12 protein-coding genes are annotated in these 13,913 nt (G+C 62.7%); 8 read left to right on the top strand and 4 right to left on the bottom strand.

Annotated features, from left to right (window positions below; all coding sequences use genetic code 11):
- Nucleotides 1-38: 38 nt before the first annotated feature.
- Together RFM98_RS01060 and RFM98_RS01055 are read right to left on the bottom strand one after the other, a co-directional pair.
- The gene (locus RFM98_RS01060; protein WP_320307100.1) at nt 39-1,496 is read right to left on the bottom strand and encodes an NAD-dependent succinate-semialdehyde dehydrogenase; all 1,458 of its coding nucleotides are present in this window, start codon (nt 1,494-1,496) and stop codon (nt 39-41) included.
- Nucleotides 1,497-1,665: 169 nt separating this feature from the next.
- Nucleotides 1,666-2,616 carry an AEC family transporter gene (locus tag RFM98_RS01055; RefSeq protein WP_320307099.1) on the bottom strand — a complete coding sequence of 317 codons (951 nt, stop codon included), beginning with the start codon at nt 2,614-2,616 and terminating at the stop codon, nt 1,666-1,668.
- Nucleotides 2,617-2,778: 162 nt separating this feature from the next.
- Here RFM98_RS01055 and RFM98_RS01050 point away from each other — a divergent pair, with 162 nt between their 5' ends.
- The 6 genes from RFM98_RS01050 to RFM98_RS01025 all read left to right on the top strand — a co-directional run bounded on the left by RFM98_RS01050 (nt 2,779) and on the right by RFM98_RS01025 (nt 8,581).
- Entirely contained in the window at nt 2,779-3,327 is a 549-nt protein-coding gene (locus RFM98_RS01050) for a histidine phosphatase family protein (RefSeq protein ID WP_320307098.1), read from the top strand.
- A gap of 222 nt (nt 3,328-3,549) precedes the next feature.
- The gene (locus tag RFM98_RS01045) at nt 3,550-3,831 is read left to right on the top strand and encodes an acyl carrier protein (RefSeq protein ID WP_320307097.1); all 282 of its coding nucleotides are present in this window, start codon (nt 3,550-3,552) and stop codon (nt 3,829-3,831) included.
- Between the two features lie 56 nt (nt 3,832-3,887).
- Nucleotides 3,888-5,075 (top strand): beta-ketoacyl-ACP synthase, encoded by a 1,188-nt coding sequence (locus RFM98_RS01040; protein WP_320307096.1) that lies wholly within the window; start codon nt 3,888-3,890, stop codon nt 5,073-5,075.
- 78 nt (nt 5,076-5,153) lie between these two features.
- Nucleotides 5,154-6,425 carry a beta-ketoacyl-ACP synthase gene (locus tag RFM98_RS01035; protein WP_320307095.1) on the top strand — a complete coding sequence of 424 codons (1,272 nt, stop codon included), beginning with the start codon at nt 5,154-5,156 and terminating at the stop codon, nt 6,423-6,425.
- Nucleotides 6,426-6,542: 117 nt separating this feature from the next.
- Nucleotides 6,543-7,571 carry a zinc-binding dehydrogenase gene (locus tag RFM98_RS01030; protein WP_320307094.1) on the top strand — a complete coding sequence of 343 codons (1,029 nt, stop codon included), beginning with the start codon at nt 6,543-6,545 and terminating at the stop codon, nt 7,569-7,571.
- Nucleotides 7,572-7,591: 20 nt separating this feature from the next.
- Nucleotides 7,592-8,581: a lipid A biosynthesis lauroyl acyltransferase gene (locus RFM98_RS01025; RefSeq protein WP_320307093.1), complete on the top strand. Its 990-nt coding sequence runs from the start codon at nt 7,592-7,594 to the stop codon at nt 8,579-8,581.
- Between the two features lie 539 nt (nt 8,582-9,120).
- Here the strand turns inward: RFM98_RS01025 and RFM98_RS01020 are convergent.
- Together RFM98_RS01020 and RFM98_RS01015 are read right to left on the bottom strand one after the other, a co-directional pair.
- Nucleotides 9,121-9,963, bottom strand: coding sequence for a hypothetical protein (locus RFM98_RS01020; RefSeq protein WP_320307092.1), 843 nt, complete (start codon nt 9,961-9,963; stop codon nt 9,121-9,123).
- 195 nt (nt 9,964-10,158) lie between these two features.
- The gene (locus RFM98_RS01015) at nt 10,159-10,590 is read right to left on the bottom strand and encodes a L,D-transpeptidase (RefSeq protein WP_320307091.1); all 432 of its coding nucleotides are present in this window, start codon (nt 10,588-10,590) and stop codon (nt 10,159-10,161) included.
- Nucleotides 10,591-10,872: 282 nt separating this feature from the next.
- Here RFM98_RS01015 and RFM98_RS01010 point away from each other — a divergent pair, with 282 nt between their 5' ends.
- Both RFM98_RS01010 and RFM98_RS01005 read left to right on the top strand, forming a co-directional pair.
- A complete protein-coding gene (locus tag RFM98_RS01010; RefSeq protein ID WP_320307090.1) occupies nt 10,873-12,150 on the top strand; it encodes an acetylornithine deacetylase/succinyl-diaminopimelate desuccinylase family protein in 1,278 nt (425 codons plus the stop codon).
- Between the two features lie 118 nt (nt 12,151-12,268).
- Nucleotides 12,269-13,747, top strand: coding sequence for an ABC transporter substrate-binding protein (locus RFM98_RS01005; protein ID WP_320307089.1), 1,479 nt, complete (start codon nt 12,269-12,271; stop codon nt 13,745-13,747).
- Nucleotides 13,748-13,913: the final 166 nt, after the last annotated feature.

Raw genomic sequence — 13,913 nt, 5'->3', positions numbered from 1 at the left:
GGGCAGACTAAACGCCTGCCCTGTTCCAGGGATCGATATCAGAGCCCGAGGCCGCCGAAGCAGGCATATTTGGTGTCGAGATAGTCCTCGATGCCCTGATGCCCGCCTTCGCGGCCGAGACCGGATTCCTTGACGCCGCCGAACGGCGCCTCGGGCGTGGTGATCAGGCCTTCATTGACGCCGACCATGCCGTATTTCAGGCCTTCCATGACCCGGAAGGCACGGCCGAGATCGCCGGTGTAGAAATAGGCGGCGAGGCCGAACTCGGTGTCGTTGGCCAAAGCCACCGCCTCTTCCTCGGTCTCGAACTTGAACACCGGCGCGACCGGGCCAAAGATCTCTTCCTTCATGAAGCGCATCTTCGGTGTGGCGCCGGCGATGACTGTCGGCTGGAAGAACGAGCCGCCCAGCGCATGACGCTTGCCGCCGGCGACGACCTTGCCGCCCTTCGACGTTGCGTCGGCGATCAGCTCCTCGACCTTCTCGACGGCCTTCTCATCGATCAGCGGCCCCTGCTGCACGCCCTCCTCCAGGCCCGAGCCGACCTTCAGATCGTTGCTGGCCGCGGCGAGCTTCTCGACGAACTTGTCGTAGATGCCGGCCTGCACGAGGAAGCGGTTGGTGCAGACGCAGGTCTGGCCAGAATTGCGGTACTTGGCGGTGATGGCGCCGGCAACCGCACGGTCGACATCGGCATCGTCGAAGACCAGGAACGGCGCGTTGCCGCCAAGCTCCATCGACACTTTCTTGACCGTCGAGGCCGACTTCTGGATCAGGATCTTGCCGACCTCGGTCGAGCCGGTGAAGGTGATCTTCTTGACCAGCGGATTGGCGCAGATCTCGTCGCCGATCTCGCCGGCCGAACCGGTGACGACATTGACGACACCTTTCGGGAAGCCGACTTCCTCGACAAGCGCGCCCCAGGCGAGGCCTGAATAAGGCGTCTGCGAAGCCGGCTTGACCACCGCGGTGCAGCCGGCGGCCAAAGCCGGGCCGATCTTGCGGGCAAGCATGGAGGACGGGAAGTTCCACGGCGTGATGGCGGCAATGACGCCGACCGGCTCCTTGGTCACCAGGATGCGGCGGTCGCCCCACGGCGACGGCACGATGTCACCATAGACGCGGCGGCCTTCCTCGGCGAACCACAATATGTAGGCCGCGGCGGAGCCGATCTCGCCCTTGGATTCGAACAGCGACTTGCCCTGCTCGATGGTCAGCAGCTCGGCAAGCACGTCCTGATTGTCCATCATCGCGTCATGCAGCTTGCGCAAGAGCTTCGAGCGCTCGAGCGCGGTGGTCTTGCGCCAGCTCTTGAAGGCTTCCTCGGCGGCCTCGATGGCGCGGCGCGTCTCGGCCTTGCCGGCCTTCGGCACGGTGCCGATCTTCAAGCCCGTTGCCGGATTGTTGACGTCGATGGTCTGGCCGCTGTCGGCCTGCACCCATTCACCATTGATGAGATTGGCCTGGCGCATGAAATGGCTGGTTTTCTGAAGCATGGTCTGGCCTCCGTTCGGCGCGCTGATCGGGCCGTTTTTCTGAATGTCCGTTGGAGCGTGCTCAAGACCCGCACGCCGGCGCATTGCTCTTACCTAGGGAAAGGCGGGCAAGCAATCACAAGATGGCATATAGGGGTTGGGCCAGCAAAGGCGAGCGCGTTCGGCGGCTCTATCCGAAGACTTGGATGACCACCGTCAGCCAGAACGACGTGGTCAGCACCGCGCTCGCCGTGGCAAGCGTCATCTGGTTCGAGGCCAGCGCCTGGCCGGTGTTGAACTGCACCGCGATCAGGTAGGAATTGATCCCCGAAGGCAGCGCGGCAACGACGACCGCGACCTTGGCGGTCAGCGGCGGCAGGCCGAGCAGCCAGACGAACGCCAATACCAGAGCCGGCATCAGGAACAGTTTGAGCCCCGACAGCGCCAGCGCCGGCCGGATATTCCCGGAGATGCCGAAGCGGCGCAGGCTGAGCCCCATGGCGAACAGCGCCACCGGGCCGGCCGTGTCGGCGAGCGTATCGACCAGCCGTTCGACAAGGTCCGGCAGCGGCGCGCCGGTAAGGCGCCAGGCAAGCCCCGCCAGGATTCCTATGATCAAAGGGTTGATGAACAGCCGCCGCAGGAAGCTTTTGACGACGCGCAGCGGATGCACCGTCTCGCCGCTGCCGCGACCGAACATCTCGAACAGCACGATCGAGGCCATCATCATGATCGGCAGGTGAACCGAGACCAGCAGCGACAGCACCTCGAAGCCGCTGGCGCCGAATATGCCGAGGATGAAAGGCGCGCCGAGCAGCACGATATTGGAATAGGCCGAGGAGACGCCGCCGACGATGCCGGCGCGGGCGTCCCGGCCGAAGACGCGCGTCGTGACCAGATGGCCCGCGGCCCAGGTGATGGCGGCAGCCGCAAAATAGGCACCCCACAGCGACCACGGCGTGACGCCGTGGAAATCCGATTTGACCATGGTCCGGAACAACAGCAGCGGCATTGCCACGTTGACGGCGAATTCGGAAATGCCCTCCCCGCTCGCCGGCTTCAGATAGCCGGTGAGCCCGGCCAGATAGCCGAGCGCCACCAGGCTGAAGACAAAAAGGACGGTTTCGGTGAGCGGACTCATTTTTTGGGCGGAGACATTTTTCCCGTGATAGGCGAGCGCTGATCGCCATGCAATTGGCGCGATGCGGCGCTCCCCGGCTGCTGTGCTTGTTTTCCGGCCGGCTTTGCGGTCCCTATATGCCAATCACGGCCTTGGCCCCGTCGGGCCGCCAAAGGACTTCTGATGCTGCGAATTGTTCTGGCGCTTTTCCTCCTTGCTGCTCCGAGCCTTGCCCACGCGACCGACGCCGGCTGGGCGCTGCTGCGCGACGGCGGCCATATCGTGCTGCTTCGCCATGCCTTCGTCACCGGGGCGACCGACCCGGCGAATTTCGATATCGACAATTGCGGGACCCAGCTCAACCTGTCGCAGCGCGGCAAGCAGCAGGCAAGCCGCATCGGCGCGCTGTTCGCGGCTCGCGCGGCCCCGATCGATCACGTGCTTTCCAGCCGTTACTGCCGCTGCCTCGACACTGCCCGCATCGCTTTCGAGTCCGAGCCGCATCCTTTCGCGCCGCTCGACCTGCTGAAAGCCGACCCCGCCGGGAAAGCCGCGCAGATCGCTGCGATCATGAAGGAGATCCGCGGCTATTCCGGCTCCGACAATCTGGTTCTGGTCACGCATCTCGAAAACATCGTGGCGCTCACCGGCATCGCACCGCGCGAAGGTGAAGCCGTGGTGGTGGCACCCGATGGCGACGGCCTCAAGGTGCTCGGCCGCGTAACTTTCTGAAGGCCGGCTATCCATTTTTAGGGCCTATCTGTTGCAGAAATGCCACCGGCGGCGTTCGCAAACGCAATTGAGCAAACTCGCTGCATTGCTTTGGATTGCGTTCCCAAGGCCGTCATCCCATCTGCGGCCGGCGCATTCGGCCTTTTCCTGCCGGAAAAAACCGATTAGACAGCGCCCAAACAAGATGCGGACAGATTCCGCCCGCAACCGAAGGAAGAGCCCTTGTCCACCACTTTCGAGAAAGTCGCCAAGATCATTGCCGACACCAGCGAGATCGACATCGATACCATCACGCCCGAGAGCCACACCATCGACGACCTCGGCATCGACAGCCTCGATTTCCTCGACATCGTCTTCGCCATCGACAAGGAATTCGGCATCAAGGTGCCGCTCGAGAAGTGGACGCAGGAAGTCAATGACGGCAAGGCTTCGACCGACGATTACTTCGTCATGAGGAACCTCTGCGCCAAGATAGACGCCCTGGTCGCGGCCAAGGTCGCCTGAGTCCGCTCGGGCGCGGTCTTGACGCCGCCCGGTCACCTGACCCAAAACAGCCTCCCATGAGTGCCCACGACGTCGTCATCACCGGCATCGGCCTTGTCTCTTCTCTGGGAGAAGGTCCCGACGCCCATTGGCAGAAGCTGACCAAGCCTGGTTTCCAGCCGGTGCTCGAGGCTGAGCGCTTCGCGCCCTATACCATTCATCCCCTGCCCGAGATCGACTGGAACCTGCAGATCGCCAAGCGCGGCGACCAGCGCCAGATGGAAACCTGGCAGCGCCTTGGCACCTATGTCGCCGGCCTTGCGCTGGACGACGCCGGCATCAAGGGCGATGACGAGCTGTGCGCGACCATGGACATGGTGGTGGCGGCCGGCGGCGGCGAGCGCGACGAGGCCGTCGACGCCGCGATCCTTGCGGCCTCCGAGAGCCGCAACGACCGTGACGTGCTGCTCAACGAGAAGCTGACCACGGAATTGCGGCCGACGCTGTTCCTCGCCCAGCTTTCCAACCTGCTCGCCGGCAACATCTCGATCGTCCACAAGGTCACCGGCTCCTCCCGCACCTTCATGGGCGAGGAAGGCGCAGGCGTCTCGGCGGTCGAGACGGCGGCCGCGCGCATCCGCTCCGGCCAGTCGACCCATGTGCTGGTCGGCGGGGCCTTCCAGACCGAGCATTCCGACATGCTGCTCGGCTATGAACTGGCCGGTTATCTGCATCGCGGCCCATGGAAGCCCGTCTGGCAACGCCGGGGCAGCGAAGGCGGCGGCGTGGTAACGGGCTCCGGCGGCGCCTTCCTGGTGCTGGAGCAGCGCGAGCATGCGAAGAGCCGCGGCCGCAAGATCTACGCCGAGCTTGGCTCCGTCGTTTCCGGCCGCGCCAGACGTCGGCGCGGCGAGTTGAATGCCGAGATCGCCACACTGCTGAAGCAAGCCGCGCTTCCCGATGGCGAACTGCTTACGATTTCCGCCGCCTCCGGCGCCCACGCCGCCACAGCGGCGGAGAAGGAAGTATTCGACGCGAACCCGGCGCTTGCCGCGCGGGCATTCTCGACGCTGACCGGTCACATGAAGGAAGCGCAGTTCCCCTTCGCCGTTGCACTCGCGGCAATGGCCGTCGACCGCAAGGCCGGTTACCCCGTGTTCGATGCCACGGCGGAGCGGCCTTACGAAGGCGCCCCGACTTCCGTCCTTGCAACGGCGATCGGCTATCACCAATTCGAGGGCTTGGGGCTGGTCAAAGCCGCTTAGATCGGTTTTTTCGCAATTCCGGACGGAAAACCGCTACACATTTTTCCTGGAATTGCTCAAGGACGAGGCACGTAAAGCATGGCCAATCTTCGCGATCACATGGGTCGGCCGATCGTCGCCGTCACCGGTATCGGCGTCGTGACGTCGCTGGGTATCGGCAAAAAAGACAATTGGGCGGCGCTGACGTCGGGCACGTCCGGCATCCATCCGATCACCCGCTTCCCGGTCGATCAGCTCAACACGCGCATTTCCGGCATGGTCGACTTCCTGCCGTCGAGTTCGAAGGGCGCTAGTCACCTCACCTACGAACTGGCCGAAACCGCTGCCCAGGAGGCCGTCTCCGAGGCGGGTTTGGACTCAGGCGATTTCGGTGGCCCGCTGTTCCTGGCCTCGCCGCCGGTCGAGCTCGACTGGGCCGACCGCTTTTCGCTCTACAATTCCGGCGAGGGCGACGCCGGCGCCGAAAGGCTGCTTCGCGTGGCACGCGGATTGAAGGAGCTCGACATTTTCGAGACCACGCAGTTCGGCTCGATTGCCGACCGGCTGGCCGACCATTTTGGTACGCGCGGCCTGCCGATCACCTTGTCGACTGCCTGCGCTTCCGGCGCCACTGCCATCCAGCTCGGCGTCGAGGCGATCCGTCGCGGCGAGTGCGACAAGGCGCTGTCGATCGGCACCGATGGGTCAGCCACCGCTGAGGCGCTGATCCGCTTCTCGTTGCTCTCGGCGCTCTCCACCCACAACGACCTCCCCGAGAAGGCGTCAAAACCCTTCTCCAAGGACCGCGACGGCTTCGTGCTGGCGGAAGGCTCCGGCGCGCTGGTGCTGGAATCGCTGGAGGCAGCCCTTGCACGCGGCGCCACCATCCTCGGCATCATGCGCGGCTGCGGCGAAAAGGCCGACGACTTCCACCGCACCCGCTCCAAGCCCGACGCCTCGCCGGCAATCGCGGCTGTGCGCGCCGCGCTTGACGATGCGGGCCTAGGTGAGGACGAGATCGACTACGTCAATGCGCACGGCACCTCGACGCCGGAAAACGACAAGATGGAGCATCTGTCGCTGTCGACCGTCTTCGGCGAACGCATCGGCTCGATGCCGGTTTCATCGAACAAGTCGATGATCGGCCACACGCTGTCGGCCGCCGGCGCGGTCGAGGCCGCTTTCTCGCTGATGACCATGCGCGAAAGCGTCATCCCGCCGACCATCAACTACGACAATCCCGACCCCGCTATCGTGCTCGACGTCGTGCCGAACAAGAAGCGCAACGCCGAAGTCGGCACGGTTTTGTCGAATTCCTTCGGCTTCGGCGGCCAGAACACCTGCCTTGTCATGGCAAGGGAACCGGTCTAAGCGGACTTTTTCCGCCAATGCATGTCGCGCAAAAGTGAAATCGGTTTTGCGACGACGACATGCATAAAACAAAGAACTAAAGCGCAACGCGCTTTAGATCAGAACCCGACAGGCCAAATGCGCGCATTGCAACTTATCGAGGACCGCCGCCTTGAAGCGGTGGACCTGCCGCCTCCCCCGCCGCCTTCGCTCGGCGAAGTGACGCTCCGCATCAAGGCGGTGGCGCTCAACCATATCGACGTCTGGGGCTGGCGCGGCATGGCTTTTGCCAAGCGCAAGCTGCCGCTGGTCGTCGGCGCCGAAGCCGCGGGCGAGGTCGAAGCGGTCGGGCCCGGCGTCTCCAACCTCCTGCCGGGACAATTGGTGTCGATCTACGGCGCGCGCACCTGCGGGCTGTGCCGTGCCTGCCGTGAAGGCCGCGACAATCTCTGCGAGCATGTTTCCGGCGTCCACGGCTTCCACCTCGATGGTTTCGCGCAGGAGAAGATCAACCTGCCGGCGCGCCTCCTGGTGCCCGCTCCTTCCGGCGTCACGGAAATCGGTGCGGCGGTCGCTCCGGTCACCTTCGGCACGGTCGAGCATATGCTGTTCGACAATGCCAAGCTGGAACCGGGCGAAACCATCCTCGTACATGCCGGCGGTTCCGGCATCGGCTCCGCCGCCATCCAGCTGGCCAAGAAGATGGGCTGCATGGTGATCACCACCGTCGGCTCGAACGACAAGATCGACAAGGCCAAGGCGCTTGGCGCCGACCATGTCATCAACTACCGCGAGGACCGTTTCGAAGGCGTCGTGCGCAAGCTGACCAGGAAAAAGGGCGTCGACGTGGTGTTCGAGCATGTCGGCGCCGACACTTTTGCAGGTTCGATGCTCTGTTTGAAGCGCGGCGGCCGCCTCGTCACCTGCGGCTCGACCTCGGGCGTGTCGACGCAGGTCAACCTGATGCAGCTCTTCCAGCAACAGCTGAAGCTGCTCGGGTCCTTCGGCTGCCGCATGGAGAACATGGCCAATGCCATGCAGAAGATGGCGGCCGGCCTCGTTGCCCCGGTGATCGACACCGAGGTCGGCTTCGACGACATCGACGCCGCGCTGAAGCGCATGGAAGGCCGCGACGTCTTCGGCAAGATCATCCTGCGCGTTTCCTAAAGCAATTCCAGGAAAAGCGGATGGTCGGCAAGGTGTTCAGGAAAGCCCGCCGGGACTTCATGTTCCGCTACGGCCGGCGGCTGCGCCAGCTGGAGCACTGGCTGGTCGCCAGGCTCGCCATGGTGATGCTGTCGCTGCTGCGTTTGTTGCCGCCCGACAGCGCGCTCAACTTCGCCGACCGTGCCGCCCGCCGCATCGGCCCCTTGGTTGGACGCCACCGCGTGGCCGTCAACAATCTGCGCCTTGCCTATCCGGAAAAGAGCGACGCCGAGATCGAAGCGATCGCGCTCGACATGTGGGGCAACATGGCTCGCCTCGCGGCCGAGTACATCTTCCTCGACGCGCTGTTCGACTTTGATCCGAACGCTTCGAAGCCGGGCCGGGTCGAGGTTCGCGGCATCGAGCATTTCGTCGAGATCGCCGGCGAGAAGAAGCCGCACATCCTGTTCACCGGCCATCTCGGCAATTTCGAGCTGCTGCCGGTGGCCGCCGCCACTTTCGGCATGAGCATCACGGCGCTGTTTCGCCCGCCGAACAATCCCTACCTTGCCGACTACATTCTCTCGACGCGCCGCTCCTCCATGGGTGGGCTGCTACCCTCCGCCACCGGTGCGTCGTTCGCTCTTGCCGCCATCCTGGAGAATGGCGGCAATATCGGCGTGCTGGTAGATCAGAAATTTTCAGGCGGTGTGGAGACGATGTTCTTCGGCCGCCCATGCCAGAGCAACCCGATGCTTGGCATGCTCGCCCGCCATTACGACTGCGATGTTTACCCTGCTCGCTGCGTCAGGCTGCCGGGCAACCGCTTCCGCCTGGACATCGAGGACAAGCTGAGCTTGCCGCGCACCGAAGACGGCAGTGTCGACGTCAATGCTGCCACCCAGCTCCTCACCGAGGTGGTCGAGCGCTGGGTGCGCGAGGATCCCGGCCAGTGGATGTGGTTCCACAAGCGCTGGGAAATCAGCGGCCGTCGCCGCAAGCGGCGCGGTCAGGCCAGGCAGGCCGGCTGAACTCCGGGCCAAATCTAATAGCACTCAGCGACGTCTTCGGCCCGATCCCATCCGGAGCACAAGAGTGCCGAGTCTGCAGGTGACATGCCTTGGAGATTGGCCGAAACGCCCATCCCATCGTCGTCATTCTAGGGCGAAGCGTACCGCGTAGACCCTAGAATCCATGCCGTGGCCTTGATCGAAGGCGCTGCGGAGCAGAATTCTGCACCGCAGCACCACTTCCAAGTCACGGCATGGATTCTATGGTCTGCGCGCGTCGCTTCGCTCCTTGCTCCGCCATAGAATGACGACGTTGGGGCGGCTTCAACCAATCTCCGGCGTTTGCCCTGATTTCACGGAAATGAACGGAAAATCCTGCACCAAGACAAACGGCAACCTTTCAAAATCCCTGTGTCGGGAAACTAAAGCGCGTCGCGCTGAACCGGATTCAGGCGACGCGCTTTAAGCCCTTGTTTTTATGCATGTCGTTGTCCCAGAACCGCTGCACACTTCTGGGCGACGCGCTTTAGCCAAGTTACTGGAACTTGGCTGCGCAATTCCTAGAGGAATGGCACCGCAAAGTTGGGTCGATAAGTATCCATGGTAGCGCCATTGCGATCCTCGGAAAGAAGCGTATCGGAGCCGAAGCTTGCCCGCAGGCCAATTACATATTTGTGGACGTTTACGCTGCCCGAAGCTTCGGAGAAGGTCAGGTGATCCAGCTGGTAGCGCCCAAACACGGACCAAGGCGTGCCAGAGAACCGGTAGGTTGCCTGCAATGCAGCCGAGAACGTATCGAAATGCTGGCCAAATCCGGAAAGACGCGAAAAGCCCAGTTCGCCGTCGAGGCGAAGGTTATCCTGAGCGAAGTATCGCACCACGCCACGACCGCCCCAATTGTCCAAATGTTCGGATTCGCCGCTGGCCCGCAGCTGGCCGTAGTAGACTTGGCCGTAGACTGTCACGTTGCCGAAATAAGCTTGCGCTTCCGGACCCACGGTGAAGGTGTAGAGATTTTCGCCACCGATGCCCTCGTCGCCGCCATATCCGTTAAGCGTGGCAAAACCGCCGAGGGCGTAGGAACTCGGATCACGCCAGTAGCCGTGAACGGCGCCGCCGTAGCTGTAGATGTTTACGCCTTCGACCCAAAGCGAATCGATTATCGCATCAGTCTGGATGTTCCAGCGAGCGTCGATGGGAAAATTGACCCGCGCGGCACCGCCCGCTGTCGTGCCATTTGCGTCGTCGCCAGGGGTCGCGAAATAGAGACCACCCAGATACACCTCGCCGTAGCCGGAAATATGCGGCTGGGCGAGTTCCTGATCCAGAACGACCGGCGCGTCGGCAGCGAAGGCCGAAGTTGCGGTTGCCGCGATCGCAGCGCTCAAAAGAAATCTATACATCATAGTCCCCAAGCAGCCAGAATTAACGCTTCGTCCTTACCATCGTCGCGCTGTCTAAACCAGCTTCGACGATGATGTGAGCTGCCTAAACTGTTGTTTTTCGAAGCATGTGAGGTATTGCTGCAACGCGCCGAAAGAGACAAGCGCAGACAGCGATGTCAGCCTGCGACTTCGCCGCCCCTCTCCTGGTTGTTGTCAGTTGGCGACGACGATCCGCGTGTTGCCGAAGCCGGCTTCCTTGACCATCGCGTAGAAGGTCGCTGCGTTGACCGGATGCAGGCGCACGCAGCCATGCGAGGCCGGGCGCCCGAGATTTCTGACCGCCCCGGTGCCGTGGATGGCGTAGCCACCGTGGAAGAACACCGAATAGGGCATCGGCGAGTTGTCATACTTGCTCGAGTACCACATCCGGGCGGTCCATTGCGGCCGGTAGCTGCCGCGCGGCGTGAAGTAGCCCTTGCGCGCGGTCGAAACGCTCCAGCGATAAACCACCTGGCCGTATTTGCTGACGGTCATGGTCTGCGACGAGACGTCGATGTTGGCGACCAGGTTGGCCGCCCGACTTGCGATAGACATGCCGAACAACGCGGTTGCCAGCACGGTTGCCATGAGAACGAACTTTTTCATGCGATCAAACCCCTTTGATTGCCCCTGCCATCGACGCGTTTTTTCCATCTTTTTGCCGGCAGATGCGTTAAATACCACACACTCGTTGACGATTCCGCCAATGCGATACGGTGAATTTGAACGATTTTCCCGGTATGGTTGCCGCCACGATACGCACTCTCTGAAGTTTAGGCGAGGCGTTGGGCCATGCCCGGATCGTCGTGTGGCAATGAGCGACTGGTCGCTTGCAAATGAGCGACTGATCGCTTGCAAAAGTGCTGCGTTCCTTCTTCAATCCGCCGAATGAATGAACGACTTCTCAAGGCGGTCGAGGACCGGGTCGACGACCTCGTTGCGCTGACCGCGGACCTGATCCGCTTCCCGACCGTCAATCCGCCGGGTGAAGCCTATGGGCCATGCGCCGAGTTTCTCGGCGCGCGTCTCAGGAAACGCGGCTTCGAAACCGAGTTTATCCGCGCCGAAGGCGCGCCCGGCGACAGCGACCGCTATCCGCGCGTCAATGTCGTCGCCCGCTTCGACGGCCGCTCGCCCGGCCCATGCGTGCACTTCAACTCGCATATCGACGTGGTCGAGGCCGGCGACGGCTGGACCGTCGATCCCTTTGCCGGCGAGGTGAAGGACGGCAGGGTCTATGGCCGCGGCGCCTGCGACATGAAAGGCGGCCTGGCGGCCTCGGTCATCGCCGTGGAAGCCTTCATGGAAGTCTATCCCGATTTTCCCGGCGCCATCGAGATATCAGGTACGGCGGATGAGGAATCGGGCGGTTTCGGCGGCGTCGCCCATCTGGCAAGGCTCGGCTATTTCTCGAAGCCGAAGGTCGATCACGTCATCATCCCTGAGCCGTTGAACAAGGATCGCATCTGCCTTGGCCACCGTGGCGTCTGGTGGGCCGAGATCGAGACCAAGGGTGAGATCGCGCATGGCTCGATGCCGTTCCTCGGCGACAATGCGGTGCGCCATATGGGCGCCGTGCTGCAGGCATTCGAAGACGAGTTGTTCCCGGCGCTCGACCGCAAGATGACGCGCATGCCGGTGGTGCCGGAAGGCGCAAAGCGCTCAACGATGAACATCAACTCGATCCATGGCGGCCAGACCGAGGATTTCCGGCCGGGGCTTCCCTCGCCCAACGTGCCGGATTGGTGCCGGCTCACCATCGACCGTCGCTTCCTGCTCGAAGAGGACATCGCCACCGTCAAGGGCGAAGTCACCGGCATCCTCGAGCGGCTGAAGCGCGAGCGGAAGAAATTCGACTACGAGATCCGCGACCTGATGGAGGTGCTGCCGCTGATGACCGAGCGCGACGCGCCGGTGGTCAAAGCCGTCGCGAAAGGCATCATGGAGGTGTTCGACCGCGAGCCCGACTATGTGATCTCGCCCGGCACCTACGACCAGAAGCACGTCGCGCGCATCGGCCACCTCTATGACTGCATCGCCTATGGCCCGGGCATTCTCGACCTTGCGCATAGGCCGGACGAATGGGTGGGCATCGCCGACATGGTGGAATCGGCCAAGGTGATGGCGATCGGCCTCAACGTGCTCCTGCGCGGCACGGCCGGTTGATCGGGAAAAACATTTCCCTTGGCGCTGTCCGACAGCACGAAACGCAATTTACTCGCGCGCGAAATCACGCTTCTATCCGCTAACACTTGGCTAGGTTTAAGCAAATGGGAGTTCAGCGATGAAATTGTGGAAGACGATTTTCGCCGCGGCCGTGCTGTCATTCGCCGCCGCCACGTCGGCCTTTGCAGCGCGCACCGACCTCGTCATCGGCATTCCACTCGAACCTCCGCATCTCGATCCGACAGCGGGCGCTGCCGCGGCGATCGACGAGGTGCTCTACGCCAACGTCTTCGAAGGTCTCACGCGCATCGGCCCGAACGGCGAGGTCCTGCCAGACCTTGCCGAAAGCTGGACCATCTCGGATGACGGCAAGACCTATACTTTCAAGCTGCATGCCGGTGTGAAATTCCATGACGGTTCAGGCTTCAGCGCCGACGATGTGAAATTCTCGCTCGACCGCGCGCGCGCCGACAATTCGGTCAATGCGCAGAAGGGCCTGTTTGCGCAGATCGACAAGGTGGACGTCGTCGATCCGACGACCGTGAAAGTGACGCTGAAGAACCCGCAAGGCTCCTTCCTCTACAATATGGGCTGGGGCGATGCGGTGATCGTGTCGCCGAAATCGGCCGACGCCAACAAGGAAAAGCCGATCGGCACCGGTCCCTTCAAGTTCCAGAACTGGGCCAAGGGCTCGTCGATCACATTGGTCAAGGCCGACGGCTATTGGGGAGCGCCGGTATCCCTCGACAAGGTCGAGTTCCGCGTCGTGCCGGATGCCGCGGCCGCCGTGCCGGCGCTGCTTTCCGGCGACATCCAGGCCTTCCCTTTCTTCGATCCGGACAGCGTCTCGCAGGTCAAGGACGACCCTCGTTTCAAGGTGGTGATCGGCTCGACGGAAGGCGAAACGATCCTGTCGATCAACAACAAGAAGCCGCCTTTCGACAAGCTGCAGGTGCGCCAGGCGATCTCCTACGCGCTCGACCGCAAGGCGATCATCGACGGCGCTTCGGCCGGTCTCGGCGTGCCGATCGGCTCGCATATGTCGCCGGCTAACAAGGACTACGTGGATCTCACCGGGCTTTATCCGCACAATGTCGACAAGGCCAAGGAACTGCTGAAGGAAGCCGGCCTCGAGAACGGCTTCAAGGCGACGCTGAAGCTGCCGCCGCCTTCCTATGCGCGGCTCGGCGGCGAGATCATCGCCTCGCAACTGCGCGACGTCGGCATCGATCTGCAGATTATCCCTGTAGAATGGGCGCAGTGGCTGGACCAGGTCTTCACCAAGAAGGATTACGACCTGACCATCGTCTCCCACACCGAGCCGAACGACATCGATATCTATTCGCGCAAGGACTATTATTTCAATTACAGCAACCCGACCTTCGACAAGATAATCGCCGACCTGAACCTCACCTCCGACGAGGCAAAGCGTAAGGAGCTGCTCGGCGAGGCGCAGAAGATTCTGGCTGACGATGCCGTGGTCGGCTTCCTCTATGAATTGCCGAAGGTCGGCGTCTGGGACGCCAAGCTGCAGGGCCTGTGGGAAAATGCGCCGATCCAGGCCAATGACCTGACCAAGGTGAAGTGGACGGATTGAGGCCTCTCGGCCAAAGGCGAACCTTGCGCTCCGTCACACCCCCCTCTGCCCTGCCCGTCCTCCGCAGCAGCTGCGCTGCAGCTACTGAGGGTGGACCGGGCAGGACAGAGGGGGGTGGGCGGGAACTCCGTCTTAACCCGGTCGTTGCACCCGGCAACTCAACAAT

The sequence above is a fragment of the Mesorhizobium australafricanum genome, assembly GCF_033977265.1.
Lineage (GTDB): Bacteria > Pseudomonadota > Alphaproteobacteria > Rhizobiales > Rhizobiaceae > Mesorhizobium > Mesorhizobium australafricanum.
Note: the sequence above shows the minus strand (reverse complement) of the source record. Positions and strands in the feature narration are given on the sequence as shown.

Coding starts and splice junctions, on each gene's coding strand:
- RFM98_RS01060 (WP_320307100.1), bottom strand. CDS start 1,496: ATGCTTCAGAAAACCAGCCATTTCATGCGCCAGGCCAATCTCATCAAT.
- RFM98_RS01055 (WP_320307099.1), bottom strand. CDS start 2,616: ATGAGTCCGCTCACCGAAACCGTCCTTTTTGTCTTCAGCCTGGTGGCG.
- RFM98_RS01050 (WP_320307098.1), top strand. CDS start 2,779: ATGCTGCGAATTGTTCTGGCGCTTTTCCTCCTTGCTGCTCCGAGCCTT.
- RFM98_RS01040 (WP_320307096.1), top strand. CDS start 3,888: ATGAGTGCCCACGACGTCGTCATCACCGGCATCGGCCTTGTCTCTTCT.
- RFM98_RS01035 (WP_320307095.1), top strand. CDS start 5,154: ATGGCCAATCTTCGCGATCACATGGGTCGGCCGATCGTCGCCGTCACC.
- RFM98_RS01030 (WP_320307094.1), top strand. CDS start 6,543: ATGCGCGCATTGCAACTTATCGAGGACCGCCGCCTTGAAGCGGTGGAC.
- RFM98_RS01025 (WP_320307093.1), top strand. CDS start 7,592: ATGGTCGGCAAGGTGTTCAGGAAAGCCCGCCGGGACTTCATGTTCCGC.
- RFM98_RS01020 (WP_320307092.1), bottom strand. CDS start 9,963: ATGTATAGATTTCTTTTGAGCGCTGCGATCGCGGCAACCGCAACTTCG.
- RFM98_RS01015 (WP_320307091.1), bottom strand. CDS start 10,590: ATGAAAAAGTTCGTTCTCATGGCAACCGTGCTGGCAACCGCGTTGTTC.
- RFM98_RS01010 (WP_320307090.1), top strand. CDS start 10,873: ATGAATGAACGACTTCTCAAGGCGGTCGAGGACCGGGTCGACGACCTC.
- RFM98_RS01005 (WP_320307089.1), top strand. CDS start 12,269: ATGAAATTGTGGAAGACGATTTTCGCCGCGGCCGTGCTGTCATTCGCC.